11 protein-coding genes are annotated in these 15,461 nt (G+C 66.3%); 5 read left to right on the forward strand and 6 right to left on the reverse strand.

Features of this window, described 5'->3' with window-relative positions; translation table 11 throughout:
• Window positions 1–64: 64 nt before the first annotated feature.
• Window positions 65–886 (reverse strand): DUF3014 domain-containing protein, encoded by an 822-nt coding sequence (locus tag DL544_RS16305; protein WP_139727542.1) that lies wholly within the window; start codon window positions 884–886, stop codon window positions 65–67.
• A gap of 169 nt (window positions 887–1,055) precedes the next feature.
• On the opposite strand from DL544_RS16305, the gene DL544_RS16310 reads away from it, so the two are divergent.
• Window positions 1,056–1,766, forward strand: a complete 711-nt coding sequence (locus DL544_RS16310) for a glutathione S-transferase (RefSeq protein ID WP_065196686.1) — start codon at window positions 1,056–1,058, stop codon at window positions 1,764–1,766.
• A 197-nt stretch (window positions 1,767–1,963) separates the two neighbouring features.
• Here the strand turns inward: DL544_RS16310 and DL544_RS16315 are convergent, their stop codons facing one another.
• From DL544_RS16315 to DL544_RS16335, 5 genes are all read right to left on the reverse strand, one after another.
• Window positions 1,964–3,568 (reverse strand): SulP family inorganic anion transporter, encoded by a 1,605-nt coding sequence (locus DL544_RS16315; RefSeq protein WP_139727544.1) that lies wholly within the window; start codon window positions 3,566–3,568, stop codon window positions 1,964–1,966.
• Between the two features lie 757 nt (window positions 3,569–4,325).
• Window positions 4,326–6,044 (reverse strand): thiamine pyrophosphate-dependent enzyme, encoded by a 1,719-nt coding sequence (locus DL544_RS16320; protein ID WP_065185255.1) that lies wholly within the window; start codon window positions 6,042–6,044, stop codon window positions 4,326–4,328.
• A gap of 109 nt (window positions 6,045–6,153) precedes the next feature.
• Window positions 6,154–7,083: an SH3 domain-containing protein gene (locus tag DL544_RS16325; protein WP_134955699.1), complete on the reverse strand. Its 930-nt coding sequence runs from the start codon at window positions 7,081–7,083 to the stop codon at window positions 6,154–6,156.
• Between the two features lie 189 nt (window positions 7,084–7,272).
• Window positions 7,273–8,130, reverse strand: a complete 858-nt coding sequence (locus DL544_RS16330; RefSeq protein ID WP_139727549.1) for an SH3 domain-containing protein — start codon at window positions 8,128–8,130, stop codon at window positions 7,273–7,275.
• 36 nt (window positions 8,131–8,166) lie between these two features.
• Complete coding sequence (locus tag DL544_RS16335) at window positions 8,167–8,649, reverse strand: DUF3574 domain-containing protein (RefSeq protein ID WP_021202058.1); 483 nt, start codon at window positions 8,647–8,649, stop codon at window positions 8,167–8,169.
• Window positions 8,650–8,863: 214 nt separating this feature from the next.
• On the opposite strand from DL544_RS16335, the gene DL544_RS16340 reads away from it, so the two are divergent.
• From DL544_RS16340 to otsA, 4 genes are all read left to right on the forward strand, one after another.
• Complete coding sequence (locus tag DL544_RS16340; protein ID WP_139727551.1) at window positions 8,864–11,299, forward strand: TonB-dependent receptor plug domain-containing protein; 2,436 nt, start codon at window positions 8,864–8,866, stop codon at window positions 11,297–11,299.
• Window positions 11,300–11,523: 224 nt separating this feature from the next.
• On the forward strand, window positions 11,524–12,264 hold the full coding sequence (gene otsB, locus DL544_RS16345) for a trehalose-phosphatase (protein ID WP_139727553.1): 741 nt from the start codon (window positions 11,524–11,526) through the stop codon (window positions 12,262–12,264).
• A gap of 41 nt (window positions 12,265–12,305) precedes the next feature.
• Window positions 12,306–14,087, forward strand: a complete 1,782-nt coding sequence (locus tag DL544_RS16350; protein ID WP_139727555.1) for a glycoside hydrolase family 15 protein — start codon at window positions 12,306–12,308, stop codon at window positions 14,085–14,087.
• Complete coding sequence (otsA, locus tag DL544_RS16355; protein WP_065178921.1) at window positions 14,084–15,448, forward strand: alpha,alpha-trehalose-phosphate synthase (UDP-forming); 1,365 nt, start codon at window positions 14,084–14,086, stop codon at window positions 15,446–15,448. Before DL544_RS16350 ends, otsA begins: the two co-directional genes overlap by 4 nt.
• Window positions 15,449–15,461 lie beyond the last annotated feature (13 nt).

Raw genomic sequence — 15,461 nt, forward strand, 5'->3', positions numbered from 1 at the left:
CCAGCATGCCGGAACGGGTGTGGTCGGCGCGTTGATCCCGATCAGTTCGGCGCGGTGAGCGGACTCAGCCGGTGATCGCGCTGCGGATCGCCCGCAGCTGCTGCTTGACCGCCCGCGCCTGCGCGGCGTCCATGCGCAACAGCGCCTTCTGGCCTATCGAGCGCGACTGCAGGGTGGAATCGACGAAGCGGTAGCGACCGCGCTCATCACGCTGCACCAATGGCGCCTGCACCAGTTCCGGGGTCTCCAGCAGATGGTCGATCACCGCCACCAGACGGTCGTTGAAGTAGCCCTCGGGCCGGCCCAGGTCGACGTAGGCCTGCTGGATCAACGGATAGAAGCGCTTGTACGCCGTAGCCGTTGCCGCTGGATCCAGCGCAGTGAAGGCCTGCACATAGGGCGCGTAACGCGCCGAGTTGCTTGCCGCGATGCGTTCCCCGCCCTCGCCAGGCTCGACCTGCAGGTTGCCCGGCAGCGGCCGTGCGGCCAGCGCCGTCGGCGGCACGCTTGGTTTGTCCAGGTTGTCGACCTGGGTGACCAGGCGCTGGATCAGGTGATCGCGCAGCAGCAGGGTCATCGGGCCCTCGCCCTGGAACAGCTGGCTCAATGCGCCCCAGGCAGCCGCATCACTGTCGGCCAACTTGGGCAGCGCCGGGTCAGCGGCGGCCTCGGTGTCCAGCGGATGCCTGATCGGCGGCGGTGCTGGCGCGGGGTCCGCGGCCGCCTGCGGTTGCGGCGGTGCGCTGGTGCTGGCGGGGGTTGAGTGCACCGGCACCGAAGCACCGTCTGCCAGGTGCCTCAGCTGATCGCGGAACAACCAACCGCCCGCGCCGCCGATCACCACCACACCCAGCACCCAGGGCCATACCGCCTTTCCACTCTGCATGATGCAGCACCTCGTTTCACACGCATGGAGAAGGTGTGACCCCACCGGTTCCAGCCGGTTCCCTGCCTGTTCCGCTGCCGTTCGGCTTCGGCCCACGCCAAAGCCGCGCTCACGCCTGCTTTGCGTGCCGCGCGCGAGGCTGTGGGCCTTGTCCTGCGGAGACACTGCCATGCAGTATGCGCTGTACTACTGGACCGGTATCCAGGGCCGTGGCGAGTTCGTGCGCCTGGCGCTGGAAGATGCCGGCGCCGACTACATCGACATGGCGCGGGTGCACGGTGATGCGGTGATGCAACCGTTTCTCGACGGCAGCAGTGACGGGGCACAGCCCTTCGCGCCGCCGTTCCTGAAGGCCGGTCGCCAGGTCATTGCGCAGGTCGCCGCCATCCTGGACTTCCTCGGCCCGACGCTGGATCTGGTGCCGCAGGCCGCATCGCGGCGGATGCAGGCGTTGCAACTGCAGTTGACCATCGCTGACCTGGTGGCCGAGGTGCATGACACTCACCATCCGATCGCCGCATCAAAATACTACGAAGAGCAGAAGACCGAGGCCAAGGCACGTGCCGCGTCGCTGCGCAGCGAGCGCCTGCCGAAGTTCCTGGGCTACTTCGAACGGGTGCTCGCCGCCAACGGTGGCCGCCATGCACTGCGCGAGCATTCGTATGTGGACCTGTCGCTGTTCCAGCTGCTGAGTGGTCTGGACTACATGTTCCCGCGCCGCATGCAGGCACTGGCGCCCGCCGTGCCCCTGCTGCGCGCGCTGCAGGAGCGGGTGGCGAAGCGGCCGAACATCGCCGCCTACCTGGGCTCGGAACGGCGGCTGGCATTCAACACGAATGGCATCTTCCGCCATTACCCGGAGCTGGACGCCGAGCGGTAGTGCCGGCCGCTGGCCGGCAGAGCGCGCTGTAAGCATTCGCCGCCTGCAACACGCCCCTGTAGAGCCGAGCCATGCTCGGCTCAGAGCAGCCGAGCGCAGGCTCGCCTCTACAAGGCGGCAGAAGCAGAAGGGCCGGCAATGCGCCGGCCCTTGGATACCCATGAGCATGCCGGCCAACGGCCGGCACTACCGTGGGATCAGCTGTTCCCACCCAGCGGCTTCACCGGCTGCTTCTGCAGCGACAGCAAGCCCAGCAGCACCGCCAGGGCCACGTAGGCACCGGCAAACTGCAAACTGATGATGCGCGCCAATCCTTCCAGCTCCCACGGCAGGTAGATGCCGCCGCGCGGATCCACCGAGTGGATCAGCCCGAACAGGGTCAGCACCGCCGCCACCAGCAGGAAGCCGCAGGCACGGCGCAGGCGGCCATCGACCATCGCCGCCACCGCCGAAATCCACAGCATCGAGGTGATGATGAAGCCGTTGCCGAGGGTGAAGATCACCGCCAGCTCCGGCAGGCCGTGGCCGTCGAGCTTGGTCAGCAGCTGGGGCAGCTGACCCGGTGTGATCCAGCCGGGTGCCTTGATCGCCAGCAGGTAGGCCACCGACGGCAGGAAACCGAACACCATCGCGCCGGTATGGTGGCGCGGCGTGGCCTGGAAGGCCTGGGTGGTGATGTCGATGGCCACGTACACGATGATCGGTGCCAGCACCGCCAGCGGCAGCCACTGCACCAGCCCGGAGATGATGCCAAGCATGCCGCCGATGCCGACGAACAGGCCAGTCAGCAGCGTATAGCCGCTGCGCGCGCCCATGTGCTTGTACGCAGGCTGGCCGATGTACGGCGTGGTCTGCGCCACGCCGCCACAGACGCCTGCCACCAGCGTAGCCACCGCTTCCACCAGCAGGATGTCGCGGGTGCGGTAGTCATCGCCGGCCGCACGCGCGCTTTCAGAAACATTGATGCCGCCGACCACCATCAGCAGGCCGAACGGCAGCAGCAGCGGCAGGTAGGTCATCGCGGTGGGCAGGCCGTCGAGGAAGCCCAGTGTCGGCAGCGGCAGCACCACCTGCGGCGGCACCCACTCCGGTACATGGAAGCCGGGGGCGCCCAGCCCGGCCAGGCCCAGGCCGTAGTACAGCGCGGTGCCGAACACGAAGGCCAGCAGCACGCCCGGGCCTCGCACCGGCAGCTTGCCCTTGGCGATCAGCACATACAGCAGCAGGCCCAGCGTGGTGAAGCCGACCAGCGGCGAGCGCAGCGTCTCCAGCAGCGGCAACAGGCCCATCAGCACCAGCGCGATGCCGGCGATGGAACCCAGCAGCGCGGCACGCGGCAGCGCACGGGTGACTGCTTCACCGAAGAACGACAGCACGAACTTGAGCACGCCCATGATGACCAGCGCCGCCATGCCCAGCTGCCAGGTGGCGATGCCCGCCGCGTGCGGGTCCATGCCCTGCTGCTTGAACGCGATGAAGGCCGGGCCAAGCACCAGCAGGGCCATGCCGATGCTGGTGGGGGCATCCAGGCCGAGCGGCATGGCGGTGACGTCGTCACGGCCGCTGCGCGCGGCCAGCCGGCGTGCCATCAGGGTGTACAGCAGGTTGCCTATCAGCACGCCGAAGGCCGTGCCTGGGAACATGCGGCCGAACACCACGTCGGCGGGGAACTGGAAGATCCCGACCAGGGCCATGGCGATGAAGCCGAGGATGGAAAGGTTGTCGACGACCAGGCCGAAGAAGCCGTTGAAGTCGCCGGCGACGAACCAGCGACGCGGTGCGGCGGAAGCGGGAGCGGACATGGAAGGGGCGGTGGGGGTGGGGACCGCCGATGGTAGGCCCAGCGGCGCCTGGGCGCCAATTCCGTCGTGGAATGATGGGTTCCAGCCAACGGCGGGGCCCCTCGTGGCTGGGCGCGGGTAGAGCCGACTGTTAGTCGACTGGCATTGCCAGTTGGGCCGGTCGGGATGGGCTGCGCAGGACACGCCGTAAACCCATCCCTGGGGGCTCGATGGCGCCATCCATGGCGCCAACGGTCCTGCGCAGCCCATCCCGACCGGCCCCTGACAATTTCCTGCGCGTGCCAGCCACGGAAGAGAATCAAAAGATCAAAAGCAAAGGCAGGCTCTCGTTGTAGCGCCGAGCGCATGCTCGGCTGCTGTACGCGAAGCTTCTGAGCCGAGCACGGTTCGGCTCCACAAGAACAATTCGATCATTTCCACGCTATCCACGCATGGCGTGGATCTACCGGCAGATCGCGATGATCTGTCTAAGCCGGGGTGGGTCCGGTTGCGGGGGCGTGAGCCGCATGGATGCGGCGACCGAGCTTACATGGGTGAGGGCGCTTTGCTTGCGAAGCATTGCTTCGCAAGCGCCCGAACGCACAGCCGCCAGCGGCTGGGCCGGGCCCCGGAGGGGGACTTGCAGCGCCCCCCGCAACCGGACCCACCCCGCCATCCCACGGATACCCAGCTGTTGCTGTTGCTGTTGCTGTTGCTGTTGCTGTTGCTTCGACCTTCACCTCCGCAGGTGCAGGGCCCAGCCCTGCATCGACCACCCCTACTTCTTCAGGAAGTTGTCCACCAGCAGATGCTTCACGTCGTCGAAGCGGCCGTTCAATACCGCCTTGGCCGCATACAGCGCCGTGCCGGCGACCTGCTTGGCCTCGATCTGTGGTGGCATCACCAGCTCGGCGCGGCTGGTGTGCACATCCAGCAATGCCGGGCCGCGCTGCGCCAGGAAATCCTGCACCGCTTCCTCCAGATCCTCGCTGCGGGTGACCGTGCGGCCATGGAAGCCGATCACTTCGGCCAGGCGGCCGAAGTCCGGGTTCTTCAGGTCGGTGTAGTTATCCAGAAGGCCTTCCACCTTCTGCTCCAGCTCGACGAAGTTCAGCGAGCCGTTGTTGAACACCACCACCTTGATCGGCAGATTCTCCTGTACCGCGGTCAACAGGTCGCCCAGCAGCATTGCCAGCCCACCATCGCCGGACAGTGAAATCACCTGCCGGCCGGGGAAGGCCTTCTGCAGTCCCAGCGCCTGCGGCATCGCGTTGGCCATCGTGCCGTGCAGCAGGCTGGTCAGCGTGCGGCGGCGGCCGTTCACGCGGATATGGCGCAGCACCCACACCATCGGCGAGCCGCCGTCGGCGGTGAACAGTGCATCCTCGGTGGCGTGCTTCGAGAGCAGCGCGGTCAGGTGCTGCGGATGGATCAATTCGCCTTCGCCCGGCTGCTCTTCCTGTTCGCGCTTCTTCAGCGCCTTGTCGCGATGCTCGATGCACTCGTCCAGGAAACTGCCGTCCTCGCGCGGCGGCAGCATCGGCAGCAATGCATCCAGCGTCGGTGCGATATCGCCGACCACGCCGAGGTTCACCGGGTGGCGGCGGCCAAGGTGGCTGCCATCGCGGTCGACCTGGATGATGGTGGCCTTGTCCGGGTAGAACTGACCCCAGGCGAAGTCGGCGCCGAGCAGCAGCAGCGTGTCGCACTCCATCAGCGTGTGGAAGCCGGACTCGATGCCGAAGATGCCGGTCATGCCCATGTTGTACGGGTTGTCCGGCTCGACGAAATCCTTCGCGCGCGAGGTATGCGCGATCGGGGCCTGCAAGCGCCGGGCCAGCTCCAGCAGCTGCGCGTGCGCGCCCTGGCAACCGGCACCGGCGTAGATGCCGATGCGCTTGCCCTGCCCCAGCAGCTCGGCGATGCGCTGCAGCTCGGCGTCGGAGGGGCGCAGTACCGGCTGGGTGTAATGCACCGAGAACGGCACGTCGTGCTTCACCTCGGCCTGGCTGATATCGGCCGGCAGGATCACCACCGCCACGCCACGGCGGCTGATCGCGGCCTGGCAGGCCAGGGCCACCACGCGTCGCGCCTGCTCCGGGCTGTGCACCTGCTCGCAGAACACCGTGCAGCTGCCATAGACCGCCTTGAAATCCACTTCCTGCGGGAATTCCATGCCCAGCTCGCTGGTCACCACCTGGCTGGCGATCAGCACCATCGGCGCACGGTTGCGGTTGCTCTCGAACACGCCGTTGATGAAGTGCAGGCCACCGGGACCACAGGAACCCGCGCAGGCGGTCAACTCGCCGCTCACCAGCGAATCGGCGCCGGCAGCGAATGCGGCCACTTCTTCATGGCGCACGTGCACCCAGGCGATCTCGCTGCCATGCATCGCATCGGTCACATGGTTGAGCGTATCGCCCACGATGCCGTAGCAACGGCGGACACCGGCCTGCTGCAGGGCGTCCACCACGATTTCGGCTACGCGCTTGCTCATCGGATACATCCTCGAACGGGGGAACCCCCGAGGCTAGACCCGATGAAGTGATGCCTCCGTGGGCAAGTTGCCCATCGCCTCAATGTGCAGACTGCGGGTAGACGTCTCGTCAATCGTTGACGTTGATCCAGCCCACCACCGCGCCCTGCTTCGGGTTGCGGTAGCGCAGCTTCACCCAGCCGCCCTGTTCATCCAGCAGTTCCACCCGGTCGCCGCGGACCAAGTAACGCCTGGTGCTGGATGCGCCGGGTTGGTCGAACAGGAACAGCCGCGCGGGTACCACGGTGGCTGTCAACGCAACCAGCGGGCTGCCGTTGTCGGGCACAGCCAGTCCGTCATTGATGACCTGCTCTTCAATCTCTGCGGTCGCCGAGTAGCCGGTCCAAACGGCTAGCGGGCCATCAAACCGCGTCGCCTCCAAGCTCAGCACTTCTCCGTCCAACTTGGGCAACGCAAGCATACGCTCGGAGCGATAAAGGTACAGAACTCCGTTGGAAGGACGGTATACATCAACACGCCAGATGGCACTTCGGCAGCTACTACGGAGCACCTGATTCTCGGAATCCAGTTCGATCCAGCCGAACTCCCCGCAACTTCGCCTCGCATTCTGGATAACGGGCAGTGTCATGAACCTGCCCAGATTCCGATCAAATTTATAGACGAGGGTTGAAAAATTCACCATTCCAACGGGTATCTGCACTACCAGATCAAGCTGACCGTCAAAATCCACATCCAACGCCATCAGCTTTGTTTCAGATTCTGGCGACTCCGATGGAGCGCTTGGCAGCTGCTGTGTCGCGCCAGAGGGGAGTTGGACCTGGATGCTCCCGTCACGTTGATGGGAGACCGTCACCGGTGTTGCTGGCGCTACCTCGAACGATAGCTGCGCTTGTTCCCCGATTGGCTTCGACCAGGCAGTACCCGGCTGAAACAACCCAATCTGGAGAAGAATCAGCGAAGTCAGCGCAACAACCGACCGCAGGCTCCCTCTCTCAAGCAACCACTTCAGTCGCGGCGGGAAGCCGATCCCCATTGTCATTGGAATGCCCGTGCAGAAACTGGCTTTTCAGCCGGCACCACGATCATGTGGCGGAGTGCCCGGAGGCTCCATGCAAGAAATCCGAAATTGCTTCCGGGACCGAGGGAACTCCAGTCCTGCAAGCGAGAAACACACCAGGCAGCAGTCGCCCGGACATCCGGGCGTTTGATCGCTGTCAGTTCAGATCAATCAATCGTTGACGTTGATCCAGCCCTCCACCGCGCCCTGCTTCGGGCTGCGATAGCGCAGCTTCACCCAGCCGTTCTGTTCATCCTGCAATTCCACGCGATCGCCCTGCACCAGGTAACGCTTGGTGCTGGACGCACCAGGCCGGTCGAACAGGAACAGCCGCGCGGGTACCACGGTGGCCTGCTGGCCGCGCAACGGTCCATCCGGCGGTGCGCCCAGGCCATCGGCAATGGCACTTTCCAGCACACGGCCGGCGGGATCATAGGTGCGCCAGACGGCCAGCGGACCCTGCTCGTCGGTCTGCTCCCACTGCAGCGCGGCGTTCAATGTGTCGCCCAGCATCAACACGCGCTCGGCGCGGTACAGGTAGAGCTTCGCACCCGCGAACCGGTACTGGTCGGCGTAACACATCGGCCCGCTGCGGCAGCTGCTGGTCAGGGTGCGGCTCAGGTGGTCGACCATCAGGCCCATCAGCTCGCCGCAGCTCTCCCTGCCGTGGGTTGCAGCCCGCAGCGCGCGGAACCCGGCACTGGCGGGATCGAACCGGTACACCGCCACCGCTTCGTTGACCATGCCGACCGGGGCGCGTGCGACCAGTTCCGGGTAACCATCGGAATCGACATCTTCGAGCGACCATCGCGAAGTGCCGTCGGCATCCGCCGCGCCCGCCAGCGTCTGGCGCTTTCCCGACGGCGACAGCTGCACGGCGATGCTGCCATCCTGCAGGGGATCGGCATGTGCCTGCACGTGCGCGGCCACCTGGAAGCGCAAGGTTTCGCCGTCGTCCCCACCGGCGTGCGCCGTCGGTGCCAGCGTGCCGGCCAACACCAGGCCCAGCAGGCATTCCCTGTAGTTCATCATTGCTCCCTGCGGCACCGCAGCGGCACCTTCAACTCAGAACGATACCTCGACCGGCTGCCGCGACCACAGCACCGACTGATGCCTGGTCTGCTGCTTCCACGCCAGGCGGATCGCTTCGATATCGGCGCGGCGCTGCGGGGTGTCCTCATGCAGCACCACCAGCACCTTGGTGCGCAGGCGGTTGGGCGCGGCATCGCCGCGGAACAGCCACTGGCCATAGGCATCGAACACGGTCAGGCCATCCGGGAAGCGCGGGGTCACTTCCTTGTCCAGGAAGGTGCGCCACTGCGCGTCGCTGATGGTGTCGGCCTGCGGGCGGTTGCCGGCGCCCTGCTCCTCGCCCACGCCGAAGTACAGCTCGCTGCGCACCCAGCCGTGCGCGGAAGACGGGCGCGCGGCGTCGCCCTTCAGTTCGGCGGTAGTGGCCGTGGCATAGGCGCTGGGCGCCTGCGATGAGAGGCTGGCGCAGCCGCTGGTGGCCAACAGCACGGCGAAGACGAGGCCAAGGTGTTTCATCGGTACAGCTCCGGGGAAGGGGGACAAGGCGAGCCGGCAGCGTACAGCGCCACCGGCCCGGCGTGCTGACGCCAACCGGGCATCAGCTCATGCCGGACCGGCAGGGGCTTGCATCCGCACCGGTCATCACGCGAAGATAATATATCGCTTCATCCGGATGGATGTAAGTGAAACTATCTCCCCTTCCCCCGTCGTCGTTGTTGCTGGAGCCCCCATGTCCGCCCGCCTGCCCGCGTCGCCGCTCGGCCTCGCCATCGCCCTCGCGCTTTCCTCCGCGGCCGCCCCGGCCCTGGCCCAGGACGCCACCAACCTGGATACGGTGATCGTTACCGGCACCCGTGCCGCCGACCGCACCGTGCTCGAATCCACCTCGCCGGTGGATGTGCTCACCGCCGAGGACATCCGCAAGGCGGGCGTGGTCAACGGTGAGCTGGGCAGCGCGCTGCAGGCGCTGCTGCCGTCGTTCAACTTCCCGCGCCAGTCCAACTCCGGTGGCGCCGACCATGTGCGCGCTGCGCAGTTGCGTGGCCTGTCGCCGGACCAGGTGCTGGTGCTGGTCAACGGCAAGCGCCGCCACCACACCGCGCTGGTCAACACCGACAGCAAGATCGGCAAGGGCACCACCCCGGTCGATTTCAATTCGATTCCGGTCAGCGCGATCAAGCGCATTGAAGTGCTGCGCGATGGCGCCGGGGCGCTGTACGGCTCGGACGCCGTGGCCGGCGTGATCAACGTGATCCTCGACAACGGCGGTGACGGCGGCGAGATCGAGGCGAGCTACGGTGCCAACCACACCGACCTCAAGCCGATCGGCCGCACCCTCACCGATGGCCAGACCGGCAACCTCAGCGCCAAGGTCGGCACCTCGCTGGGCGAAGACGGCGGCTTCCTGCGCGTCGGCCTGGAATACAAGCACCGCAACGGTACCAACCGCGCCGGCTTCGACCAGATTCCGCCGTGGGACCAGACTCCGGACAACCTGGTGCTGCAGGGCAAGCGCAACTATGTGCTGGGCGATGGCAAGAGCAAGGACATCAACCTGTGGCTGAACACCGAGATCCCGGTGGGCCAGACCTCGACGTTCTACGCGTTCGGTACCTTCAACCAGCGGGATACCGAAGGCGCGAACTACTTCCGCTATCCCGATGGCGATGCCAACTGGAAGCAGGTCTATCCGAACGGCTACCGACCGATCTCCGAAGGCGAGAACCGCGACGTACAGGCCGTGGCCGGCGTGCGCGGCCAGTGGGGCGAGTGGAGCTACGACGGCAGCCTGGATTATGGCCAGAACGACTTCACCTACCGCCTGCGCGATTCGCTCAACGCCTCGCTGGGCCCGACCAGCCCGACCCGCTTCAAGACCGCCGATTACCAGTACGCACAGACGGTGGGCAATCTCGATCTGAGCCGCGTGTTCACCCAGAGCGACAGCATCAGCCACACCCTGGGCCTGGGTGTGGAAGCGCGCTACGAGCGCTACCAGACCCGCCCCGGTGACCCGGCCAGCTACGCGGCCGGCCCGTTCACCGACCGCCCGACCGGTTCGCAGGCCGGTGGCGGCCTGACCCCGCAGGATGCAGCCACCCTGTCGCGTGATGTGGCCAGCGCCTATGCCAGCCTGTCCAGCCAGTTCGGCGAAAAGTTCTCCACCGATCTGGCCGCGCGCTACGAGCACAACGACGATTTCGGCGGTGAACTGACCGGCAAGCTCGGCCTGCGCTACGAATTCACCCCGGCGTTCGCGTTGCGTGGCGCCATCTCCAACAACTTCCGTGCGCCGTCGCTGGCACAGATCGGCTACGAGTCCACCTCCACCGGCTACAACGCAGGTGGCCAGCTGGTGCAGGGCCGCCTGCTGTCAGTCAACAATCCGATCGCACGCGGCCTGGGGGCGCAGAACCTGAAACCAGAGAAATCGCTGAACACCTCGCTCGGTTTCACCAGCCGCATCGGCGAGCATTTCGACCTTTCGCTGGACTTCTTCCAGATCGACATCGATGACCGCATTGCACTGTCGGAGAGCATCACCGGTGATGCACTGACCGACTACGTGGCCGCCAACTACGGCGTCAGCGGCCTGCAGAGCGCCAGCTTCTTCGTCAACGCCGCCGACACCCGCACCCGTGGCGCCGAGCTGGTGAGCAACTGGCGCCAGTCGCTGGGCGATGGCCAGCTGCTGCTGACCGGCACCTATGCGTATACCAAGACCACGCTGAAGAACGTGCTGGCCACCCCGGCCCAGCTGCGCGCGCTGAATCCGGACTACGTGCTGTTCGGCATCGAAGAGACCAACACGCTGACCGACGCCACGCCGCGCACGCGTGGTAGTTTCTCGGCCGCATGGAGCAACGACCACTGGTCGCTGAGCACCCGCGTGAACCGCTATGGCAGCGCCACCCGCGTGTTCAACTTCGGTGACGGCTACATCCCGCGCCAGACCTACCAGGCCGAGTGGCAGCTGGATGCGGAAGTCGAATACCGCATCACCCCGCAGTGGAGCGTGGCTCTCGGCGGGCAGAACCTGACCGACAACTATCCGGATCGATCCAACAGCGATATCCACTACTTCGGCAACCTGCCGTACGACGTGCTGTCGCCGATCGGCAGCAACGGTGCGTACTACTACGGCCGCGTCCGCTATACGTTCTGATTGCATTGGACCAATCACTCCCGGTGGGTGCGGACCGTTGGTCCGCACTGCCTGGGTTCCATGCAAGCCTCCGCTTCGTGCCGACCAACGGTCGGCACCCACCGGAGGTGATCGCTCTGGGTGGGTGCCGACCGTTGGTCGGCACTACCCCGATCCGTAGCCTGCCCTCGACCCCACGTACACGCCCACGCTGGCAAGCTGGGCGTCATGGCTGAACCGCTCCCCTGCGTCCGCCGCCGCCATTGCTGGATGACGCCTGCGCGTTGTTCCTTGATGTCGACGGCACCCTGATTGAATTCGCTGCACGCCCGGATGCCGTGCAGCTGCTGCCGGATGTGCGCGAAGCCATCGGCCGCATCAGCGACCGCCTGGAAGGTGCCGTGGCACTGGTCAGTGGTCGCCCGCTCGAACAGCTGGATCAACTGTTCGCTCCGCTGCAACTGCCTGCTGCGGGCCTGCATGGCCATGAACTGCGTGGGCAGGATGGCCGCGTACTGCGCGACGAACACGACGACGACACCGCCGAATGGCTGCACGCACTGCACCAGCAGGCGATGCGCTTCGCCCACGGCCATCCCGGCGTGCTGGTGGAAGACAAGGGTGTCGGCCTGGCCCTGCACTGGCGCGGCGCGCCGCATGCAGCCAGGGACGTCCGCGCCTTCGCCGACCGCCACGTGCGGGGCCGTGCCAGCTACCGCCTGCAGCCCGGCGACCATGTGGTCGAGTTCGTGCCCGTCGGCACCGACAAGGGCCGTGCGGTGCTTCGGATGATGCAGTACCTGCCCTTCCGCGGTCGCCTGCCGGTGTTCCTCGGCGATGACCTGACCGATGAGTTCGGTTTCGATGCCGCCAACGGCCAGCATGGCTGGAGCGTGCTGGTGGGCGAACGTGAACCCAGCGCGGCGGTGTTCGCGCTGCCCGACATACGCAGCGTGCACGCCTGGCTGCGTGAGAATGCCTATTGACCCGGCCAACCCCCACGGCCGCAACCGAGATGTACCGCGTGATGACCCAACCCGATCTTGATCTGGGCGTGGTCGGCAACGGCAGCTTCGGCGCCCTGGTCGACAAACGTGCCCGCGTTGTCTGGAGCTGCCTGCCCACCTTCGACGGCGACCCTACCTTCTGTGCGCTGCTCGGCCCCAACCAGCAGACCGGTGGCGACTTCGCCATCGAGCTGGAAGACTTCGCCAGCAGCGAGCAGGAATACCTGACCAACACGGCGATCCTGCGCACCGTGCTGCGCGACATGCACGGCGGCGAACTGGAAATCCTCGACTTCGCCCCACGCTGGCGCCAGAACGACCGTTTCTACCGCCCGGTCAGCCTGATCCGCCAGGTGCGTCCGCTGGCTGGCAGCCCGCGCATCACCGTACGCGCACGCCCGCTGGCGGACTGGGGCGCGCGCGTTCCGGAATCCACCTGGGGCAGCAACCATGTGCGCTGGGTGCTGCCCGAACACGTGCTGCGGCTGACCACCGACGTGCCGGTGCGCTTCGTGCGCGATGGCCTGCCGTTCGTGCTCAACCATCCCATCCACCTGATCCTGGGCGTGGATGAATCGCTCAACCGTTCGATCAGCGGCTATGTGCAGGAGGCCTTCCAGCGTACCCGCGATTACTGGCGCGAATGGGTGCGTTACCTGTCCATTCCGCTGGAATGGCAGGACGCGGTGATCCGCAGTGCGATCACGCTGAAGCTGTGCCAGTACGAGGACAGCGGCGCGATCATCGCGGCCATGACCACCTCCATTCCTGAAGCCGCCGGCAGCGTGCGCAACTGGGACTACCGCTACTGCTGGCTGCGTGATGCGGCGTTCGTGGTGCGGGCGCTGAACCGCCTCGGCGCCACGCGCACGATGGAACAGTTCCTCGGCTACATCTTCAACCTGGCCACCACCGACGGCACGCTGCAGCCGCTGTACGGCATCGGCTTCGAAGCCAAGCTGGACGAAGATGAGGTCCCCAGCCTGTCCGGCTACCGCGGCATGGGCCCGGTACGACGCGGCAATCTGGCCTGGGTGCAGCGCCAGCACGATGTCTACGGCAGCGTCGTGCTGGCGTCCACGCAGCTGTTCTTCGACCGGCGCCTGCAGGACCCGGGTGATGCGCACACCTTCGCCCGCCTCGAACCCCTCGGCGAGCAGGCCTTCGCCCTGCACGACGTACCCGATGCCGGCCTGTGGGAGTTCCGCGGCCGCACCGAGGTACACACCTACACCAGCGCGATGTGCTGGGCCGCCTGCGACCGCCTGTGCAAGATCGCCGTGCGGCTGAAGCGCGATGACCGCGCCCACTACTGGCGCACACGTGCCGACACCATCCACGCGCGCATCATGGCCGAATCGTGGAGCGAAGAGCTGGGCCACTTCACCGATACCTTCGGTGGCCATCGCCTGGACGCCTCGCTGCTGCTGCTGGCCGACATCGGCTTCATCGACGCGATGGACGCCCGCTTCATCGCCACCGTCGAAGCCATCGGCCGTGACCTCAAGCACGGCAATTCGCTGTACCGCTATGTCGCTCCGGATGACTTCGGTGAGCCAGAAACCAGCTTCACCATCTGCACGTTCTGGTACATCGACGCACTGGCCGCCATCGGGCGCCTGGACGAGGCGCGCGAGATGTTCGAGCTGCTGCTGAAGCAGCGCAATCACCTGGGCCTGCTGTCGGAGGATCTGGCCTTCGACACCGGCGAGGCTTGGGGTAACTTCCCGCAGACCTATTCGCATGTCGGCCTGATCACCGCCGCGATGCGCCTGTCGCGGTCCTGGCAGGAGGCATCGTGAGTCGTCTGGTCGTGGTATCAAATCGTGTGGCCGTGCCCGGCGAGAACCGCGCAGGCGGCCTGGCGGTCGGCCTGCTGGCCGCCCTGAAGGAGCGCGGCGGCCTGTGGTTCGGCTGGAGCGGCAAGACCGTAAAGGAAGGCAGCGGCACGCTGCACCGGCAGAAGGATGGTGACATCGACTACGTCACCATGGACCTGAGCAAGCGCGAGGTCGATGGCTACTACAATGGTTTCGCCAACCGCACGCTGTGGCCATTGCTGCACTTCCGGCTGGACCTGGTCGACTACGACCGCGGCACCCGCGAGACCTACCACAAGGTCAATGCGCTGTTCGCCGACAAGCTCGCACCATTGCTGCGCGAGGACGACATCGTCTGGATCCACGACTACCACCTGATCCCGCTCGGCGCACTGCTGCGCGAGCGCGGCATCGGCTGCCGCATCGGCTTCTTCCTGCACATTCCGATGCCGTCGGCCGACCTGCTGCAGGCCATGCCCGACCACCTGCGGTTGTTCTCCGCGCTGTACGCCTACGACCTGGTCGGCTTCCAGACCCAGCGCGATGCCGATCGCTTCCAGACTTACCTGCGCCTGTTCGGTGGTGGCCGCGTGCTCGACAACGGTGAGCTGGAAGCACCCGGTGGGCGCCGATTCCGCGCGGCGGCTTTCCCGATCGGCATCGACACCGACCTGATCGCACGCCAGGCCGGCACCGCCGCCACCAAGGCCGCAGTGAAGAACCTGCGCAGCAGCCTGCGGGACCGCCAGCTGGCGATTGGCGTGGATCGCCTGGATTACTCCAAGGGCCTGCCCGAACGCTTCCTCGGCTTCGAACGCTACCTGCAGCGTCACCCCGACCAGCGCGGCTCGCTCACCTACCTGCAGATTGCGCCGGTCTCGCGCGGCGATGTCACCGAGTACCGACAGCTGCGCAGCCAACTGGAACAGATCGCCGGCCACATCAACGGTGGCCACGCCGAGCCGGACTGGACGCCACTGCGCTACGTCAACCAGAACTTCACCCATGCCACGCTCACCGGCTTCTACCGAGCGGCGGCGGTCGGCCTGGTCACGCCGCTGCGCGATGGCATGAACCTGGTGGCCAAGGAATACGTGGCCTCGCAGGACCCGGAGGATCCCGGCGTGCTGGTGCTGTCACTGCTGGCCGGCGCCGCCGACGAACTGAAGCAGGCACTGCTGGTGAACCCGCACGACCTCGACGGCGTGGCCGACGCGATCGCCACCGCAGCGACGATGTCACTGAGCAGGCGCAAGGAACGCTGGCACGCGATGATGGAACATCTGCGCACCTACGACATCAACCACTGGCGCCGCAGCTACCTCGACGCGCTGGAAGGCTGAAGAAAAAAGGGGA

This window comes from Stenotrophomonas sp. pho (genome assembly GCF_006228405.1).
GTDB classification, from domain to species: domain Bacteria; phylum Pseudomonadota; class Gammaproteobacteria; order Xanthomonadales; family Xanthomonadaceae; genus Stenotrophomonas; species Stenotrophomonas sepilia.

Bases quoted from the DNA above. Each gene is read 5' to 3' on its own strand.
- DL544_RS16350 (WP_139727555.1), top strand. From the start codon at position 12,306: ATGACCCAACCCGATCTTGATCTGGGCGTGGTCGGCAACGGCAGCTTC.
- DL544_RS16305 (WP_139727542.1), bottom strand. From the start codon at position 886: ATGCAGAGTGGAAAGGCGGTATGGCCCTGGGTGCTGGGTGTGGTGGTG.
- DL544_RS16315 (WP_139727544.1), bottom strand. From the start codon at position 3,568: ATGTCCGCTCCCGCTTCCGCCGCACCGCGTCGCTGGTTCGTCGCCGGC.
- DL544_RS16325 (WP_134955699.1), bottom strand. From the start codon at position 7,083: ATGACAATGGGGATCGGCTTCCCGCCGCGACTGAAGTGGTTGCTTGAG.
- DL544_RS16320 (WP_065185255.1), bottom strand. From the start codon at position 6,044: ATGAGCAAGCGCGTAGCCGAAATCGTGGTGGACGCCCTGCAGCAGGCC.
- DL544_RS16330 (WP_139727549.1), bottom strand. From the start codon at position 8,130: ATGAACTACAGGGAATGCCTGCTGGGCCTGGTGTTGGCCGGCACGCTG.
- DL544_RS16340 (WP_139727551.1), top strand. From the start codon at position 8,864: ATGTCCGCCCGCCTGCCCGCGTCGCCGCTCGGCCTCGCCATCGCCCTC.
- DL544_RS16335 (WP_021202058.1), bottom strand. From the start codon at position 8,649: ATGAAACACCTTGGCCTCGTCTTCGCCGTGCTGTTGGCCACCAGCGGC.
- DL544_RS16310 (WP_065196686.1), top strand. From the start codon at position 1,056: ATGCAGTATGCGCTGTACTACTGGACCGGTATCCAGGGCCGTGGCGAG.